The sequence below is a fragment of the bacterium genome, assembly GCA_020444065.1.
In the GTDB taxonomy this organism is placed as follows: Bacteria; Sumerlaeota; Sumerlaeia; order SLMS01; family JAHLLQ01; genus JAHLLQ01.
Genome location: JAHLLQ010000003.1, coordinates 665543 through 682995, shown reverse-complemented (window position 1 = coordinate 682995; position 17453 = coordinate 665543). Strand labels below are relative to the sequence as shown.

Annotated in this window: 15 protein-coding genes and 1 tRNA gene; 6 read left to right on the top strand and 10 right to left on the bottom strand. The window is 59.7% G+C overall.

Annotated elements, in window-relative coordinates; translation table 11 throughout:
• The first annotated feature begins 6 nt into the window (after nucleotides 1–6).
• Nucleotides 7–2040, top strand: coding sequence for a chitobiase/beta-hexosaminidase C-terminal domain-containing protein (locus KQI84_10555; protein MCB2155318.1), 2034 nt, complete (start codon nucleotides 7–9; stop codon nucleotides 2038–2040).
• A gap of 69 nt (nucleotides 2041–2109) precedes the next feature.
• Here KQI84_10555 and KQI84_10550 read toward each other — a convergent pair whose 3' ends face one another.
• Nucleotides 2110–3189, bottom strand: coding sequence for a linear amide C-N hydrolase (locus KQI84_10550; GenBank protein MCB2155317.1), 1080 nt, complete (start codon nucleotides 3187–3189; stop codon nucleotides 2110–2112).
• A gap of 199 nt (nucleotides 3190–3388) precedes the next feature.
• Between KQI84_10550 and KQI84_10545 the strand changes: the two genes are divergently transcribed.
• Nucleotides 3389–3853: a hypothetical protein gene (locus KQI84_10545; GenBank protein ID MCB2155316.1), complete on the top strand. Its 465-nt coding sequence runs from the start codon at nucleotides 3389–3391 to the stop codon at nucleotides 3851–3853.
• Nucleotides 3854–3861: 8 nt separating this feature from the next.
• Here the strand turns inward: KQI84_10545 and KQI84_10540 are convergent, their stop codons facing one another.
• The 3 genes from KQI84_10540 to KQI84_10530 all read right to left on the bottom strand — a co-directional run bounded on the left by KQI84_10540 (nucleotide 3862) and on the right by KQI84_10530 (nucleotide 5501).
• Nucleotides 3862–4512 (bottom strand): hypothetical protein, encoded by a 651-nt coding sequence (locus KQI84_10540; GenBank protein MCB2155315.1) that lies wholly within the window; start codon nucleotides 4510–4512, stop codon nucleotides 3862–3864.
• Between the two features lie 227 nt (nucleotides 4513–4739).
• Nucleotides 4740–5174 carry a hypothetical protein gene (locus KQI84_10535; protein ID MCB2155314.1) on the bottom strand — a complete coding sequence of 145 codons (435 nt, stop codon included), beginning with the start codon at nucleotides 5172–5174 and terminating at the stop codon, nucleotides 4740–4742.
• A 3-nt stretch (nucleotides 5175–5177) separates the two neighbouring features.
• Nucleotides 5178–5501 carry a TRL-like family protein gene (locus KQI84_10530; GenBank protein MCB2155313.1) on the bottom strand — a complete coding sequence of 108 codons (324 nt, stop codon included), beginning with the start codon at nucleotides 5499–5501 and terminating at the stop codon, nucleotides 5178–5180.
• A 161-nt stretch (nucleotides 5502–5662) separates the two neighbouring features.
• Between KQI84_10530 and KQI84_10525 the strand changes: the two genes are divergently transcribed.
• Nucleotides 5663–6346: a heme-binding protein gene (locus tag KQI84_10525; protein ID MCB2155312.1), complete on the top strand. Its 684-nt coding sequence runs from the start codon at nucleotides 5663–5665 to the stop codon at nucleotides 6344–6346.
• A 70-nt stretch (nucleotides 6347–6416) separates the two neighbouring features.
• Here the strand turns inward: KQI84_10525 and KQI84_10520 are convergent, their stop codons facing one another.
• The 4 genes from KQI84_10520 to KQI84_10505 form a co-directional block, all read right to left on the bottom strand.
• Complete coding sequence (locus tag KQI84_10520; GenBank protein ID MCB2155311.1) at nucleotides 6417–6839, bottom strand: hypothetical protein; 423 nt, start codon at nucleotides 6837–6839, stop codon at nucleotides 6417–6419.
• An 86-nt stretch (nucleotides 6840–6925) separates the two neighbouring features.
• Nucleotides 6926–8305: a right-handed parallel beta-helix repeat-containing protein gene (locus tag KQI84_10515; GenBank protein MCB2155310.1), complete on the bottom strand. Its 1380-nt coding sequence runs from the start codon at nucleotides 8303–8305 to the stop codon at nucleotides 6926–6928.
• A 234-nt stretch (nucleotides 8306–8539) separates the two neighbouring features.
• Nucleotides 8540–10645: a hypothetical protein gene (locus KQI84_10510; protein ID MCB2155309.1), complete on the bottom strand. Its 2106-nt coding sequence runs from the start codon at nucleotides 10643–10645 to the stop codon at nucleotides 8540–8542.
• A gap of 408 nt (nucleotides 10646–11053) precedes the next feature.
• Nucleotides 11054–11130 (bottom strand) — tRNA-Cys (locus KQI84_10505).
• Between the two features lie 59 nt (nucleotides 11131–11189).
• On the opposite strand from KQI84_10505, the gene KQI84_10500 reads away from it, so the two are divergent.
• On the top strand, nucleotides 11190–11687 hold the full coding sequence (locus tag KQI84_10500) for a YraN family protein (GenBank protein MCB2155308.1): 498 nt from the start codon (nucleotides 11190–11192) through the stop codon (nucleotides 11685–11687).
• A 292-nt stretch (nucleotides 11688–11979) separates the two neighbouring features.
• Here the strand turns inward: KQI84_10500 and KQI84_10495 are convergent, their stop codons facing one another.
• On the bottom strand, nucleotides 11980–13116 hold the full coding sequence (locus KQI84_10495; GenBank protein MCB2155307.1) for a glycosyltransferase family 4 protein: 1137 nt from the start codon (nucleotides 13114–13116) through the stop codon (nucleotides 11980–11982).
• A 93-nt stretch (nucleotides 13117–13209) separates the two neighbouring features.
• Nucleotides 13210–13773: an elongation factor P gene (gene efp / locus KQI84_10490; protein ID MCB2155306.1), complete on the bottom strand. Its 564-nt coding sequence runs from the start codon at nucleotides 13771–13773 to the stop codon at nucleotides 13210–13212.
• Nucleotides 13774–14035: 262 nt separating this feature from the next.
• Here efp and KQI84_10485 point away from each other — a divergent pair, with 262 nt between their 5' ends.
• Complete coding sequence (locus tag KQI84_10485) at nucleotides 14036–14401, top strand: hypothetical protein (GenBank protein MCB2155305.1); 366 nt, start codon at nucleotides 14036–14038, stop codon at nucleotides 14399–14401.
• Nucleotides 14402–14487: 86 nt separating this feature from the next.
• Nucleotides 14488–17451 carry a hypothetical protein gene (locus KQI84_10480; GenBank protein MCB2155304.1) on the top strand — a complete coding sequence of 988 codons (2964 nt, stop codon included), beginning with the start codon at nucleotides 14488–14490 and terminating at the stop codon, nucleotides 17449–17451.
• Nucleotides 17452–17453 lie beyond the last annotated feature (2 nt).

Sequence of the window (17453 nt, the reverse complement as noted above, 5' to 3'; positions counted from 1 at the left end):
AACGCAATGAGAAAAGCCAAACGCTCGCTTCATCGCTCCACTTGCCTGCTCGGCGCACTCTTCGTATCGGGACTTGCCGTGGCCGATTCTCCGGTTGCGAATGTCGTTTTCTACGACAGCGATCCGCTGACGACGGACGATCCGTACGCGATCGTTGCACACACGGTTCCCGGATATACGGAATCCGTCGGTGTGTACGATGGGTTTTCTGTGGAAGTTCAAACAAGCGATACGGATGCATTGCTCGGATTCCTGATGGGCACGCCTCAGACAGTGAATCAGGAACTGCCGCTGCCCGCCGATCAATATCACATCTCGGTCAACCAGGTCGATTCGCGTCGTTCGTTGGCGTTCTTCGGATCGGTCGGTGTCTACGATCCTCTCGGCGTTCGCATCGATCCGCCGCAGGGAAGTTACCAGACAACCCAGCCGGTGACTTTTGTCGCGCGCGACGCAACGGCAGTGATCAAGTTCTCCATCGATGGCGCGCCCTTCGAAGCATACACGGGACAGCCGATCTACATCACGGGCGACACGACGATTGAGTATCAGGGTGAGACCCTAAATGTTACCGGACCTTTGAAGGCCGCGACGTACGATGTGCAGTTTCCCGATTGTCTCGACCAAGACGCCGATCAGATTCCGGATCGCCTCGAGGTGGAACTGACGCTCAATCCCCTCGAACCCGAAGGCGATGCAAACGACAACGGCCGAAACGACTTCGACGAAGTGATCCGCGGTGCCACGACGATCGCCCCGATGTCGATCGCGCCGCTGTTCGTCGACACAGACGGCGACAATTGGTCGGACTACGACGAAACGCTTCGCGGAACGGCCGATGACGATGCGGAGGACTTCCCCGCGGCGCCCAGCCTGTCCACCGTCGAGATTCACCGCACCGGGACGATCTCCGACTCGGCCGCGGGTGGCACTCCCCCACCGGGCAGCCCGACACCGGGCAAGCCGACGCCCACGAATTGGAGCGTCCAGGTCATTACGCCCGGTGGCACGGCGGCCGGTTCACCGCACGATTCCGACGGCACGTTCGATCTGCGCACGTCCGGCGAGCAGTTCCGCTACTACCAGGCGCTGGCTCTCGATGGCAGTGGCCGCCAGTTGCTGGCCGTGCAATCGCCGAAGACACTCTGCATCGACACGATGTCGTTCTGCGCCGATGCATCGGACCTGAATACGTGGGTGACGTCCTATCGCACCGCCTACGAAGCCGCCATCTACGACGAGCAGGCGAACGCGCTGATCGATCCGCGGACCACGGCGGAGGCGCTGCTGCTCAATCGCTACTACGAATTGCAGGAAGGCGACGGAGCGATCTTCGTCCCGGGCGAGGCAGGCAAGGGCCCCGCCGGTTCGTTGGTTTCGACATTGGCGGCCGGACGCGATGAGGTGGCGCTTTACGCAGATGTCTCCGGCGCGGTGACGACAGAGATGATCGACCTCGTGGCCGATTACTTCCGCTTCTACACAACGCCGCAAAGCCGCTCGATGATGGAACTGCTGTCAGATCACTTTGCAGGGCGCCCGGTCGATGCAGAAGACATTCCGCAAGGCGTTCGCACGGCGAACATCGCGCCGGTGGAAACGCAAGTCGACGCCTTCTTCAATGCACTGCCCCCCGGCTGGACGGAACTGAGCGGCACAATCACGCACGACGAGTTCGGGTTCTTGCTGGATGTCGGCGGCGACACATACCGCCTGCGTGGCCTGGTCGAAACGTTTGTCGATGGAACGCCGGTTGTTCTGCGCACGATCATCGATCGCGATCATTGCGGCGGCGATCCGTTGCATGCGTTCGTGACGGAAGTCGTTAGCCGCGGCCTTGCTCCCCTGCCGCCGATCAACGATTCGGACAACGATACGCTGGATGACGATTGGGAGTTCTTCTACTTCGGCAATCTGAACCAGAATCAGTTCGACAATCCGGATGGCGATGGGTTGAACAACGGCGAGGAACAAGACAATGGCAACAACCCGCTGATCCCAGACGATGTCATCCGCGGCATTGGTTGGATGCTGTATTGACGAAGTTGCAGGCTCGGTAAGAGAACGCCCTCCCGCGAAATACGGGAGGGCGTTCTGCATTCGGTGCACTTACTCTTCAGTCGCTTCGTCCTCGGATGCGCAGGTGAAACTCTCGTAGGAACTCATCAGGCTTTCCGCATCAGCCTGTGAAACCTGGATTCCCAATCGATCGAGACAGAGGCGGAACGTGCGCAGATTCACTTGGCGATCGTACGGCTTGAAGGCCTGGTCAACGTTTCCTTCCAGTGGTGCATGAACATCCAAAATCATCGTCGGCGTATCGCATGAGAAGTCGAACGCGTCGAAGGTGAAGTACTTCAGCTTCGGATTCCGAGAAGTTCCCCACCAGACCTTCTTGTTGGCCACATCGAACACAACGCTCCACTTGGTGTTGGATGCCAGGCACGGACCGGCAAGTGTCTCGATCGCGTAATCCGGCGCGGCCGTCTGTGTCTCAGGATCGAAGGCCGTCATTCGGTTTGCCGCGGTCATGAAGCGCTCCGCCGACCCGCCCGGGTTCGACCACCACCATTTCGGGCCGCCGCGCTCCAAGGACTCGACGGCGCGGTCGTAGGCAATGTTCGTCATCGCTCGAACGGGGAAGTCGTCGCCGGTGTAGCAAACGAACTCCCCATCGTGCCACTCGAACGCGGCCCCTTGGCCCGTTCCGTCGATCACAAACAAGTGACACGGCGAATCGCCGTCATCGACCAGGCGGGTGTGCTTGTTGGCTTCGATCGCTTCCTCGACGGTGCCGCATGTATCGAGAAGATACTGCGCCCACGCACCGACATCGAAAGGCGGACGCTCGTCCGCCCCCGGGTATTCCGATCCCTTCAACTCGAGCGTCGTCAGGCAGAGTCCGGCCTCGTTCATCCCGCTCCATGCGTACTCTCGCCCGGCCATACTGAAGGAGACACTGCCACACTTCGACGTCCACTTCGCCGTCTTTCCTGTCGTACCGGGTCGATAGCTCTGTTTTGCCAGTCCGCGCTTGTTCACTACGACGAGCCCATCGGCTGGAACCATCATGTCGAAGTTGCACGCATAGACCGGCCCGTCGGGACCATCCATACAGAACGCCGTGCAGGCACGCGCCGGGGCGGTCAGCAGCAACATCCCGAGCCCGAATAAGATCATGAATTTCATGGAACCTCTCCGCCGGCCATGTTGTGAGAACCACGCACTCTCGAAGTGCGGCCCAAGGCATGCCCGGCCGTCAAGGAAAGCTCGAAGCGTCAGATGTCGAATCAGGACTGGTTCTGCTTGCTCCGCGCCGGTCTGCGGCATCAGGTTTCGGGATTCATCAAATGGATAAGTTTGCAGCAAGACACGGGGGGAGCGCGAGATGCTCTTGATTTTCTTTGGGCCCAGCTGTTCGGGCAAATCCACCGCCGCCGATGCGATTGCCGAGCGGTGCCAGGCAGAGATTTCGACGGGCAAGGACTACCTTCGCCTCGCGAAGAATGAGACCGAAGCCTGGAGGGCTTTTGTGGAGAAGCTCTGCGCGGCAGCCGATTCCCCTGCTGCAAAGGGCAGCAACATCATCTACGTCGTCACGAATCCAACTCCGGAAATTCCAGAGCTCGCTTCGAAGCCGCACGTACGTCGCTTCGGCTTCACAGCCGATATCGAGACGCTGAAGGAACGCTTCGCGCCGCGCACGGGTGGCAAGGTGCCGCCGCCGGTCGTCGGAATGCTGGAGCGCGCGAAGCAATCCATGGACACCATCGACTGCGACGCGCGCCTCGATACGACAGCGAAGTCGTCGAGCGAGATTGTTGAGGAGATTGTCAGTCTGACCGGATTGTAGGCGCCGCGTTACTCCGCGTTCTCGGGCGGCTCATCCTCGGAGTACGCGATGGGTTCGGCGCCTTCGATGGGGCCGACCTTCGCGGAGTCGTGGACATAGAGCACGACCTTGCGCTTGAAGATCAGCGACCCCTTCACTTCGCAATCCGGGCCGATGATGATTATGGGATCGTGGGTCTTCGGCTTTGTTGTGTCTTCAACGATGAGGTCACCGTTCACAACGGTGCCATTCTTCAGTTCCATCCCGCCGTTCACGTTCTTCAACCCACCTTCGACGGTGGAGCTGTCCAGCGTGATCGTCCCATTCACCGTCGTGATATCGCCTTTCACGACGGACTTCGCTCCGGTTTCGACTTCCCCGTTCACCGTCCGCAGTGATCCATTCACGACAACCCCATCGGCCAGCGTGATGTCGCCGTTCACGGTGCTCAGGCTGCCCGTCACCGACGCCTCCCCCACCTTGACGTAGCCGTTGACCGTTTCGGCATCCTGCATCGTCACAGAGGAACCAATCCGGATGTTGCCATTCACCGTTCGGAAGTTCCCCTGAGAAACGGCGGCGCTGTCGCCAATGTCGATGTTTCCATTCACGGTAGAGCTGCCCTGGGTCACCTTCGCCCCGGCGGCGATCTTGATATTGGAGTTCACGCCAACGTTCATGTTGCACCCCACAATAAAGAGAACTGGAAGGGCGATAACCGCCCAGAGGGTCGTCCTGAAACTACGCAGCCTAGATATCATCGTTTAGCCGCCTTGATTTGATGTGCTTGTGGAGTTCTACGCACCGGCGGCAGGAGCATTCACGGCAAAGCGTTAATATTGGGCATGATCCATCATGCAGCAGCATTGGCTGTGGGAAGTGAGATCACCTGCCTCGGGTCAACCGATCATTGCTGCGACGAAGACCCCTCCGGTGGTCCGTATGCGATGATCTGGGCCTTTGTGAAGATCCGCAGAATCTGAAGCTGCCGTCCATCGGCATAGGTAACAGACTCCAGGTTCCCTTCACGCAAGGCTGTCTCGAGAGACATATCCCCCCATCCGATGCTGAAGCCACGCGTCCAATCAATCCCGGGCACGCTGAAATCCAACTGATAGGACTGTGACCTTCCCACATTCAGAGTCTCCGGGATCTCCGTTGGGGCGCCCGTTCGACGATCCCGATCAATGGTCATCGGTGCCGTTGTATCGCGGTATATCATTGCGGAGGGCAATTCGACGCCCACCCGGGCGCCGGTGCACCCGACGAACAGCATCGCCGATCCCGCCATGAGAATGGCTCTCGGCAGAGGCCCGCTAAGTCGTTTCGCAAGAGCAACCATGGGTCACTCTCCATGAACGATCGTTGTATAGCGCTGATAGAAAAGCATGTAATTCTGGATGCGGTAGTCCGTGTGATTGACGCGCTGAATACCGCCGTTCTCGATTGCCCGCGCCATACCCGAGTCGCCCCACCCCACCAGAAAGAGGATATTGTGGGAGGAGGCCTTGCCGATCTTCTCGCCAGGCGTGCCGCCCGGGAACAACGGCGAAGTCTGGTCGTTGTAGAGAATACCCCGCGGCGGGACCACCGGGGCAAACACACAACCTCCAAGTAGGCTCACCAAGCCAATGGCGAGAATCAAACTCATCAGGGAACGCTTCTTCATCGAGAATCTCCTTGGTGCGATCAATATGGGCTCTAATCGAAGCCCCACCTATAGAGCGGGGCACATGAACAGAAACACACGTTTATTGCTTCCTCACGAACCGCATTGGTCTAGGCTTTGCTCTATCCTTCAAGCAAAATCCGGACACAACGGGGAGCCACATGTCATTTACTCGTATCAAATTCGCTGTGCTCATCGCCGGCGCCTTGGCGACATCCGGTTGCGCGATCGCCGCCGGCGCCCTGGGCATCCGCAGCATCTACGAAGAACCGGAGTACAAGACTCTGGCACCGCAAGAGGCGCCGTTTGAGGTGCGAGAGTACGGCGAGCGCCTGGCGATCGAAGCAACCGTTCCCGTTACTTCCGATCGAGGTGACGATAATTCGGCTTTTCGCGTTCTATTTAGATATATCAGCGGCGAGAATCGGGTTCAGCAGAAGATAGATATGACGGTGCCGGTTGAAGTCGAGGAACCAAGGAGTGAGAAGATCGCCATGACGGTGCCCGTGGAAGTCAACGAATCCGGGGAAGAGTCCACGATGACGATGAAGTTCTTCCTTCCGGCCGAGTACACAATGGAGACGGCACCGGCGCCTGTGGATTCGCGCCTTCAATTGATCACGCTGCCGCCCCAGACTGTCGCGGTCCTGCGGTTCTCCGGCGCCCCCTCTCAGGAGGACATAGATCGGCGACAAGAGGAACTTCAAGCCGCCCTGGCCGCGTCGACGGACTGGGAGCCGGTGGGCGAACCGACCATCTACTACTACGACGCGCCCTTTACTCCCCCACTGCTGCGGAGAAACGAGATCATCGTGCCGGTCGAACAGAGTCAGGAAGAAGATTAGTCACGCACTACCGAACTGGAGAAGAGAGGTCTGGCAGGCGACTTCCAACCGTTCTCCACGTGCAATCGCCTTACTCGCTTGAAAGGCTTGCCCGGTACTCCAATACGACGGCGTTGAGTTCCTCCACCGAGATCACGCCGTCCGAATTTGCATCTGCGGATGATGGACAAGGGGCCAGTCCGCGAAAAGCAACGACAGCGGCGTTCATTTCAGCCAGCGTGACGTGACCATCACGATCCTCGTCTCCGGCGGCGAGGGGATCAGAAATCGCCGTTTCATCCACGATCGCATAAGAGGAAGAAGAACTTCCGGCAGCGCCCTCGACAAGAGTTACCGAGCTCGTCACGGTGAGCGTCGACGATTCAATGGTACCTCCTCCGTAATCGATGGAAGTGTCGCTCACGGAAAGCTCTGCCATGGCCGCGCCGACGGACAAAGCCGCCACGCAAACCATGAGGGCTATTGCTCGAACCGATGGGATTAGTTGCCGCATGGATATACCTCCTCATCCTTCGTCTTCGCTGTGTTGATGATGACTAGCATCCGAGCGCGGATCCGCGAACAAGCGGGAAGCGCAGTCTAGTTGACGATAATCATCCCATCGGAGCTGGTCTGCTGATTCGTTCCATTGCCGCTGAAGATGACGCGTCCGCTATAGTACTCGATGGTTCCGCGGCTGAGTCCCTGTAGGCCGTAATTGTTTCCCGTGATATTGATGGGAGCCTCACCCAAGAGAACATATCCGCCCCGCTGGGCACAGACGCCGGCTCCATTGTTGTTGCTGGATGTCATGCGAGAGGTCGTAGCAAAAGCGTTGGAGAAGCAGTAAAGACCGTGTCCCGTTCCCGCCGTACCGTTGTTGTTCAACACGCAATCCCATAAGTGGACCCGCGAACTGTCTGTGTATATTCCGGACATCCCTGAGTTTTGCGCAGTCGTGTCGTACAGTTCCACGGTGCTGGAATACATGATCTTGATTGCGTTCTGGGTCGTGTGATCGACAATGGAGTTCTTAACAATCGCGTAAGTGCCGTTCTGGAAGTTCATGCCGATCGTATTATCATCGACTGTGCAATCAATGATCAGGAAGTCGCTTCCGCGATCGGCGAATATCCCATTCGCCAGATTCCCAAAAGTGCAGCCATAAAGCCCAACGGTTGATCCGTAAGTGACGATTCCCGCGCCAGTCCCGCTTCCCTGCACGGTGATGTCGACGAATTTGATTCGATTTGTGGCGCAACCATCTACTCTGATTGCCCTGACGGAACTGGGGTGGAGAATGACATCGCCTGTCGTGGATGGGTCCTTCTGAACGGTCAACGAAGCCGAATCCCCGGAAATCAAGATGCCGAACATCAATACAGTCTCGGTATAGGTCCCGTCAGCGATCTGGATGATCGTCTCGCCAGTAAGAACAGGTGGCAGGGCGTCAACGGCGGCCTGGATCGTCTTCTTTGCGCGCCCCGGGGTCAGACCGGAGTACATGTCATTGCCCGAAGCGTCGTCGACATAGATGACGAGCCCGTCCTCAGACTCATAGCCAAATCCGGGTCCCAGGTGAATGGCCCGGTCGGGGTTCAACTGCTCGATTCCCTCGCCGGCGTCCACCCACACGCGCATGAAGAGGTGAGCTTGCTCGTTGAAAAGCGTCGACGGGAGGGCGGACATGTTCGTGAGCGTCGTATCCCCAATGTCGAGGGAGAACTGCCCATCTTCCACGGTCACAGGGACCGCTCCGGTCGGAGGCAAAGTGCCCAAATCTCCACCGTCATTGACCCAAAGGAACGTCTCGGTCGGACCGTCCTTGCGATAGATCGCGAAGTAGAAATCGGCTGTGCCGGTGTAGTTCGCACCATCCTTCTTCAGGTGCCCTTGATAGTTGAAAATGTTCGCAGCAGGGACAACCGACGTCATGGCGAACAGAAGTAGCAGTGCAAAGAGGTAAACTCGACGCGACATGAGAATACCCTCCCTCTCCGAGAAGTAGCCTGACAAGCAGCGCTCTCTTTGTGTAGCGCGTGGATGAACGGGTGGCAAGACAAAAACATGATCACATGTCTTTTTAGCATGTCGGAGAGATTAGTCTATGCCGACATTCCGATTCCGAGGTGTCGCCTGGACGCATAAGAAACGCGCGAATTGCAGCACGGTCGCCGCATCTTCATCGCGTGTTTGCAGTCCTCTGTCCCGCTTTTACGGCGCCGGCACGGAGAACACCTCCACACGCGAAAGGTAAATCGAGTCGCCGACGTTCAGCGACTGGATTTGCGGGTCGACCCGCATGTCAAAGCAGCAGAGCAGCTCGAAGCCCGTCCCGTAACCCGCCGGGAAGTACACCGTGTACTCCCGCGGCGAATCCGGAGTCGGGACGTTCGGGGCTGTGCCCGTGGCTGCTACGCTGGTGAACTGACCGGCACGGAAACGCGACTCGGTCAGGCGCAGGCGGAATTCAGGCACCTGGCGCGGCTCGGCGATGTCCGTCTCCACCGTGAACACCGCGTAGTACATGCGACCCGCCTCGATGGCGACATTGTTCGAGGGCTCCAGCGTCGATCCCCAGAAACCGAACTGGAAGTCCGGCGACTCACCGACGCCGATTCCCAGCCGGCTGTTTGCCTGATCGTAGGAGAACGTCGGTTCCGCATACTCGCCCGGCACCGTGTAGGAATCCCAGCCGTCCTGGTCGCCCACGAAGTCGTAGACGCGTTCGGACCAGGGACTGATGAAGGTCGTGTCCGACACCGGCTCGACCGAAACGGTCTCGAGCTGCACCTGGGCCGATGGCGAATCCAGCGGATAGAAGTTCAGCATATCGAAGTGCAGGCTGAAGATCGGGCTGCTGGCCGGCGGCTGGAACATCAACGTGTAATCCGTGCCGGCCGGCGTGGCCGAGTAAGCAGCGTCGTAGTTCGATTCGATGGCCAGCACTTCCGATTGCTGAGCGTTCACGGCCGTCGCGCGCAGACGAATCTGTGGTACCAGCGTCGGATCCGCTTCATCGGTCAGCACCCGATAGGTCGCCGCAAAGACAGCGGAGCCATCAGGCACGGCCGCCGCCAACGGAATCGTGTCCCGGCGCGCAGACACAAGGTCGGGCGTAACCAACTCGAATGCCGGCGACTGCCACACACCCGCCTGATCCGTATTCGAGGTGGCCGTCATGCTCAATGTCCCCGGGTCGGCCGGCGAACTGCTGAAGTCTGGCGCCGAGTATGGCGGAATGCCGAAGGGTTCCCAGCCCTCGCGACTGCCGACGAACGTGAACTCGATCGGCGTCGGACTGGCCGTCGGCGTGGACGTTGGTGTGGGCGTTGCGTCCCCGATTGGGTCGGTCAGTGAGTTGTCGTAGGTCCCCACGGAGATCGGTGAACCGTATGGACTAAGAAGTGGAAAGTCTGGCGGATCGGGGGCAACTCTCACGCTGTAGCTGGCCGCCGGCGAGGCCGTGTTGGAGAACAGGATCCGGCACAGCACAGGATTCAGTTGCGTTGAGGAGTGATCGCCAAGCGATTCGAATCCCATATATGTTCCCTGTGCATCGGTGACCGGATCGCCACCGTGGTTGAAGACGGGTGGATAGCCGCCCAGGGCGACGTCGCTGATGGCTATCGGCAGCGTCGACGCCGGATCATAGTAGATCCTCAGCGCGTATGAGGCGATGGCGGGTCCTGTGTTTCTGGAGACCGCAACATCCACAGACCACGAGGCATTGGGGGCGTAGGGATCGCCCTGGATATTGACCGTCGAGATCGTGAGCGCCGGTGAGCCCGAGGGCGTGGGGGTGGGTGTTGCCCCCCCGACCGGGTCTGTCAGTGTGTTGTCGTAGATCCCAACCGAGATCGGCTGAAAATCCACATTAATCAGGGGGACGTTTGGCGTGTCGGGGGCAACTTCCACACTGTAGCTGCCAGCGGGCGATGCCGTGTTGGTGAATAGGATCCTGCACAGCACAGGATTCTGCTGCGTCGAAGAGTAGTTGCCAAGCGAGTCGAACCCCATATATGTCCCCTCTGCATCGGCGACCGGATCGCCACCGTGGTTGAAGCCGGGCGGATAGCCGCCCAGGCCAACGTCACTGATAGCCGTCGGCAGGGTCGATGCCGGATCATAGTAAATTCTCAGACTGTAGGCGGCAATGTTGGGGCCTGTGTTGCCGGAGACTGCAATATCCACGGACCAGAAGCCGTTGGGAGCACAGGGGTCGCCCTGGATATTGGTCGTCGAGATTGTCACCTGCCCCAAGGCCGTCAGCGGGCTGAATACAAGCAGGGTAAACAGAAGAAGATAAAGTCGGCGCATTTCATTGCCCTCCCAGCAACTGAATCGCCGCGGCCGCCAACCTCCGGCGCTACCGCAGTCATTGGAATTGTCGATCTTCCGAACTGATCCCTGGTACATCCGGAACGGTCCGGCCGCTTGAGCAGCCAAATCCCTCTCCAAGTGAACTGGCGTGACAAGCCGCGCTCCTGTTGCCTAGCTCGCAGATGAACAGGTAGCAAGGCAAAAGATAACCAGGTGTCGCTTTGGCATATTGCCGGGGACAGGTCGTGTGCCGAGTACGACTCCGAGCTGGCGGTGTAGGACTCTTCTTGGCCGGACGCAGACTGCACAAGTGAGTCGCGCATCCCGTTTGCGCACCCCAAACGAAGAACGCGACCCGGAGAAAACTGGGTCGCGTCGCATAAGCGCAGTGAAACGAATTCTGTGTGGAGGTGCGGGCCGGATTCGAACCGGCGAATAGAGGTTTTGCAGACCTCCCCCTTAAGCCACTTGGGTACCGCACCTCGGGGGCGGTTAAGGTGTTCAAGTCCCCCCCGGCCCGTCAAGCGCAAAGCGGAGGCGAATGGCTGGGCTTGCTCCGGTTTCCGAGGTCGCGTCCAATCCCGCCATGAATGTGGGGGCAATGATCGGACGCGTTGTGGAACGTCTCGGCCGGCGGCCGGGAGCGTTCGATCCGTCGTGGTCGGCTCCGCAGGCCGGCGCGTGGGGCGAAGAATGGGCCGCGTGGCATTACTTCCACCGGCGAGGCGCGGCGATCCTGTCGCGTAATTGGCACGGCGGGGGCGGTGAGCTCGACCTGGTGGTGCGCGAGAAGGAAACGTTGGTGTTCGTCGAGGTCAAGTTGCGCGATCCGAAGAACCCGGACCCGCTGGCGGCCGTTCGGGATTCGCTGCGCAAGCGCCACTTCCGTTCGGCGGCGATGGCGTACTTGCGGAGATTGCCGAAGCCGCACCCTCCGTATCGTTTCGACGTATTGTTGGTGACGCCGAATCCGATGGATCCCCGCCGGCCGCAGTTGGATTGCCTGGAGGATGTGCTGCAGAAAAGCAGCGAGGGGTAGGCGGGGGCGTCTTGGCACCCTGATGTTGCGCACTTTCAGCGCGCGGGGATTCGCGTTCGGTTACCCAGGGCGGCGCTTCCCGTTCCGCCTTATCGGCGGTACAGGCGCTTGCCCTGGGCTATGTATGTTGAGTCCCGTTGGGACTCTCTCCAATGCAAACATCAAGTTATCGTGGGGCCCGGCGAAGTCCGAGCAGGCGTCGGGCGCCAAGTTGCGCTGCTCGGTTTCTTTCGCCTTGGGCTGCTACGTTGAGTCCCGTTGGGACTCCTTGTCGGAGAATGGGGCTGGCGATCTATCGCGCGTACAGGTCGAGCATCTTGCGGCCGGCGGCAGCCCAGGTGAACTCGGCGGCGTGCTGTAGGCCAACGGCGCGCTGGGCGTCGTGGGCTTCCTGGTCGAAGACCAGCGTGCGCAGCGCTTCTGCCCAGGCGTCGACATCGGCGCCTTCGACGAAGGCAACACCGTCGCCTCCGATCTCGGCCAGTGCGCTGTTTCGTCCGCAAACGACCGGCGAGCCGCAGGCCTGCGCCTCAAGAACCGGAAAGCCGAAGCCTTCGTGCCCGGAAGTGATAAACGTGGCGATGGCGCCGCTGTATAGTCCCGCCAGGTGCTCGTCGGGGACGGAGCGCAGGACGAGGACGTTCTTGTGCAGCTCGGGGCGCTCGCGCAGTTCCTGGGGGGGGCGGCCGCGCCAGCCGAGCACGGCGAGCTTCGGCGTGCCGGGTTCAAGCTCACGCAGGCGCGCGTAAACGTCCAACATCAGTCCGATGCGCTTTCGCGGCATGTGGTCGCTGACGGCGAGGATGTAATCCGGTGGCGTTATTGCAGCGTGCCGCGCGCGTTCCACCTCGGGTTCGCTGGCCGGCCGGAAGAGCTCGCGGTCGATGCCCCAAGGGACAACTTCCACGCGATCGGCGGAAATGCCGTAGCGATCAATGACCTGCTCGCGCACGAAGGCGCTGGGTGTCGCGATCAGATCGCACTGCGGCAGAAACTTCGGGAAAGTCTCGCGGAAGTAGGCGCCGCCGAGTTTCTCCAACTGCTCCGGTGGTTCGTCGATGAACGACAGGTCGTGCACCGTAATCACGCGACGCGCTGATCTGGCGGGGGGAATGTACGACGCCGGCGCGTGGAAGAGGTCGATGTTTGGACCGAGCAAATCCTCGACGGCCGGGCCTTTGCCCTGGCGCCAGGCCTGAACGAGCATGCCGCCGGGGCGGCGTTTCCGGAGGACCTTCACGCGGGGAGTTTTGAGGAAATCGTGCTCCGGCCCGGGCGACCGGCGGAGCGAGTTCAAGAGCACGCGGAACTGAAAACGCTCGTCGTCGGCCTCGACCATGGCACGCAGGAGTTGCAGCGCCGAGCGGCCAATGCCGCTTCGGGGCGCCAGGGTGCTGGATGCATCGTAGCCGATGGTCAGTGTGCTCATAGATTAAAGGGCAAGGCCGCCGCTCTTACCAGTCGATGCAGAGATCGTACCGGCTGAAAGCGGCGGCCGCAAGGTCTGAGGGCAGAGGCGCGATCAGGCGCGCTCGACGTACTCGCCCGTCTCGGTGCTGACGACGATCTTCTCGCCGATCTTGATGAAGGGCGGCACCTGCAGGACGTGGCCCGTTTCAATCGTGGCGTCCTTGGTAATCGCGTTGGCGGTGTTGCCCTTCACAGCTTCGACGGTATCGGTGACTTCGAAGACGGCCTTCGGGGGAAGCTCCACGCCGATCGGACGGCCTTCCCAGAAGGAGACGATCACTTCGGCGTCGGGCTGCAGGAACTTGGCGCCGTAGCCCAGCATGTCCTCGGGCAGGAAGAACTGCTCGTAAGAGCCGAGGTCCATGAAATTGTAGCCATCGGGATCGCTGTAAAGGAACTGGCAGGTGTGCTTCTGGAAGTCGGCGGTTTCGAGCATTTCACCGATCTTCCAGGTCTTCTCGAGCACACGGCCGTTCTGGAGATTCTTGATCTTGCATTTGACGAACGCCTGGCCTTTGCCGGGCTTCGTGTGGGCGAATTCGATCACTTCATAGATGTCGCCGTCGACGACCAGTTTGTTTCCCGGCCGGACCTTGGCAGGTTCAATGGGCGGCATAGTAGCACCTTCTTTGTGGAGGAGTTCAAAGCGTCGGGGCGCCCCTGGCGGGCGCAACGCGCGGAAGGATATGCAGGAACGTGAGGCGGGCCTGTCAATGGAAAGGGGATTTCGAGGCGTGTCGCGGCGTACAGGACAGGAGGATTTGGGGGAATTCAGGGGTTGTGATGACTTTCTTCGATTTTTGAGTTGCCAAATTTCCACGCCTGTTCAATAGTTATGGACAGATGTCGTCGCGGAGCCCATCCCAGGGGATTGTCTGATGTTGGTCTCAGGTCTTTCAAAAGGTGCGCATATTATTGAATTCACATCGGTTGGCATCCGGGTCATGGATGATTTCGGACGCGAAAGGTTTGTCGATTTCGCGGAATGCAACCGCAACTGGAAGCGATTCCTGGTGGACTCGGAGGATTTCCCCCTGATCACGCGGGAAACGGATCTGTCGGAGAGCTTTGGCGTGGGATGGCGCCGATCAACCGGCAAACCTCCGTTCGTGGAGTTCTTCTGCGACCCCCACGTGCGGATCGAATTCCCGAGGCGGTGGCCGTTCCATGATGCCGATGCGGATTTTCGCCGCCTGCATCGCCAGGTGGCTTCGGCTGGATGGTCGACCCTGGAGTTGGGGTAGTCCGCGCGTCTCACCGCTTGACGGCTTGGGGGGTAGTCGGTTGGGGTAGCCCGAATTGACTCCAAGTCGTTGCGCGGCAAGGCATCGTGTCTGATTCCCAGGACCAGAAAAATCAAGCATTCGGCCGTTTCGACGACGGCGGTTCGACCGACGATGCGCCGCTCGAAGGGGCGCTCGCCCGGTCTGCTGACGAACAATCCGAGCCGAAGCCTCCGGCCGAGCCAACGCCAGAGCCCGCTGCCTCTCTGGAACCTGCGGAAGAACAAGTCGCTGAGCCCGTCTCGGATGAGCCCGCGACTGCTGCGGCGGAGGCGCCAAAGGTCCGCCGCAACCCAGCCGAGTTGCTCCCGCCTGCCCCGCATCCGAAGCCGCACCCCAAGGGCGACTGGGTCGAGTCGCCGCTCCGCAAGTGGTGGGCGAAGTTCCGCGGCGCACAGAAGCGCGGAGGCAAACTGTACTCGGTTCGCGATCTCGGCGTGGGTGCGCTCGAATGCTGGCGACGCCCGACGACGTGGTACCTTGGTCTCGTCTTTCTGGTCTGTGCGGGGATCTACCTGGCGGGAATCTCGTACTACTGGCCTTCGATCATCGACGATTCGTACATTACGTTTCGATTCAGCGATAATCTGATTCACGGCCATGGGTTGCGCTTCAACCCGGATGGAATGCGCGTCGAAGGCTACACGAATTTCCTGTGGATGATCTTCATCGCTATCGCGCTGGTTCTGGGCATCGGAGCCATGTTCGCAGCGAAGGTGCTCGGAATTCTGTGCGGCATCGGGACGATGTTCGTCGCATGGAGATTCGCCGCCGCACTGCGCGGTCGAGACGATGTCTTCAACCTGCTGCCGGCATTCATCTTGGCAACAAACGCACACTTCCAGTTCTGGGCGGTACAGGGACTTGAAACGCTGCTTCAAGTTCTGCTGGTCTTCTGGTCGTACTATTACTTCTTCCTGGAAATGAAAGACGGCCGGCGCTGGTTGATCAGTCCACTGCTGGCGGCGCTGGCCGCGATGACTCGCATCGACAGCTTGTTCTTCCTGTCGCCGCTCGGCCTGTGGGGGCTGTGGCAAGTGCTCCGTATGGAGACGCGTTGGGTGCGCTTCGCATGGTGGGGCGCAATCGCGGCGATCGTCTTCGGCAGCTACTTCACGTGGAAGGTTGCGTACTTCGGAGACATCTTCCCGAACACGGTGTATGCCAAACTTGGGCGCGATCAAATCAACTACGAACGCGGGCACTCGCACCTTTACAACTACTACTTCAACCAGGCGGGATGGGATCGTCCATCGACAACGCCGAAACCAATTTCTGAGCTGTCGAAAGACGATCCGCGTTACGAGTCGATGGTGCGCGATCGGTTGCTGTATCTGCTGAGTGGCGGGCCGGTGAACAACTGGGCGTGGTTCAATCTTTGGCTGGGAGCGCTGCTGCTATGCGTCGCTATCTGGCGAGCACGCGTCGCAATGCTGATCCTCGTGCCCATCGCAATGCAGGCGTACTTTATCCATCACGTGGGCGGCGATTGGATGCCGGGATTCCGGTTCTTCCAGATCGTGCTGCCGTGGCTGGCGCTGAGTGTCGCCGTGGCAATCGGCCTTTGGCAGGAGCTGATGGAACGAAACTGGGGGCGGCGCTGGCCGGCGCGCCTGGCCGTGTGGCCCGTCGGGGCATTCTTCGCCGTGATGGCTCTGTCGACGGCCTTCGAGCAGGCGAAGATCAATACGGTCTATATCTTCGGCAAGGACCCTATGTGGCTGAAGAAGAGTGGCGATTGGTATTCCTGGGATGCGATCAAGGCGAACTATGCAAAGAGCTTCGCCGGTCCGCTGGGTGAAATCGCAGACTATCTGCTGCTGAATACACAGGATGATGCGTGGATTCTGATGAGCGATATCGGCCAGCCGATGTGGTTTGCCGAACACCTCAACCTCGTCGACGTCGATGGTTTGACCGACAAATACTTGGCGGATGCGCCGAGCGTTCGCGATGAGACATTCGGCGGGGAGCCTTTGATCTCGCGCGAGGAGATCTATCGCTCGATTCTCAAGGACCGCAACATCGTCGATCCGAAACCGGATCAGGAGAAGCAACTCCACGAGGAAGCGAATCGTCGCTACATGGAGCGCATGTGGGATCGCAACACGCGCTACATCATGGAGGAAGTGAAGCCGGAGTATATCATTGTCTTCATGCTCCACAACGGCAAGGGGCCGGACGTTTGGGGACGCGCCTATCCGGACGCCGTGATGTATGCGACGCAACATCCCGGCTTCCAGGATTACGAAGAAGACTGGCGCGGAATCAAGCAGCCGGGCGACGTCTGGAACCACATCTATCGCCGCAAGGACGTTCCGAAGACGGTCTCGAAGGATACACAGATTGCGCGTCTCAAGGGCGCCATTCGACGCAATCCGCGCATGCCGTACCTGGTGATGAAGCTCTATGAAGAGACGACCAAAGACGGCGCGAAGATCGATGATGAAACGCGCAAGATGGTCGTGAAGATGGCGGAGCGATTCTACTCCGACGAAAACCTGATCCGACGCATCGTGACGTTGGCGCGTAGCCACAACGACGCCAAGCTCGCGACGGATGTGCTTGAGCAAACATTGAAGAAGAGCCCTGAGAACACGGGCCTTCTGAAGGTGAAATCCGAGCTGCACGAACAGCAAGGTGAGTTCGAGGAAGCGGCAGAGACACTCGAGCAGGCGCTACTCTACCTGGACTCGAAAGACAACTCGCTGTACTACCACTTGGCGTACCTGTACGAGCAGCGACTGAATGATTCGATGCGCGCGCAGGAAATCGCCCGCGAAGCGACGGAGCGCAATCCGGACGACCCACGTGCGTGGAGCGATTACGCGAGTATCGCCGAGCGCGCTCAGAGGTGGGAGCAGGCTGTGGAAGGGTTCGAGAAGTTAGCCAAATTGCAGCGACCGACAAGCCCGGCGCTGAAGACGAAGCTGAATGCGTTGCGCCTGAGGCTTGAGCAGGAAAAGGGGACGGAGACAAAGAAAGAAGATTCAAACTCAGAAACGGAGTAAGC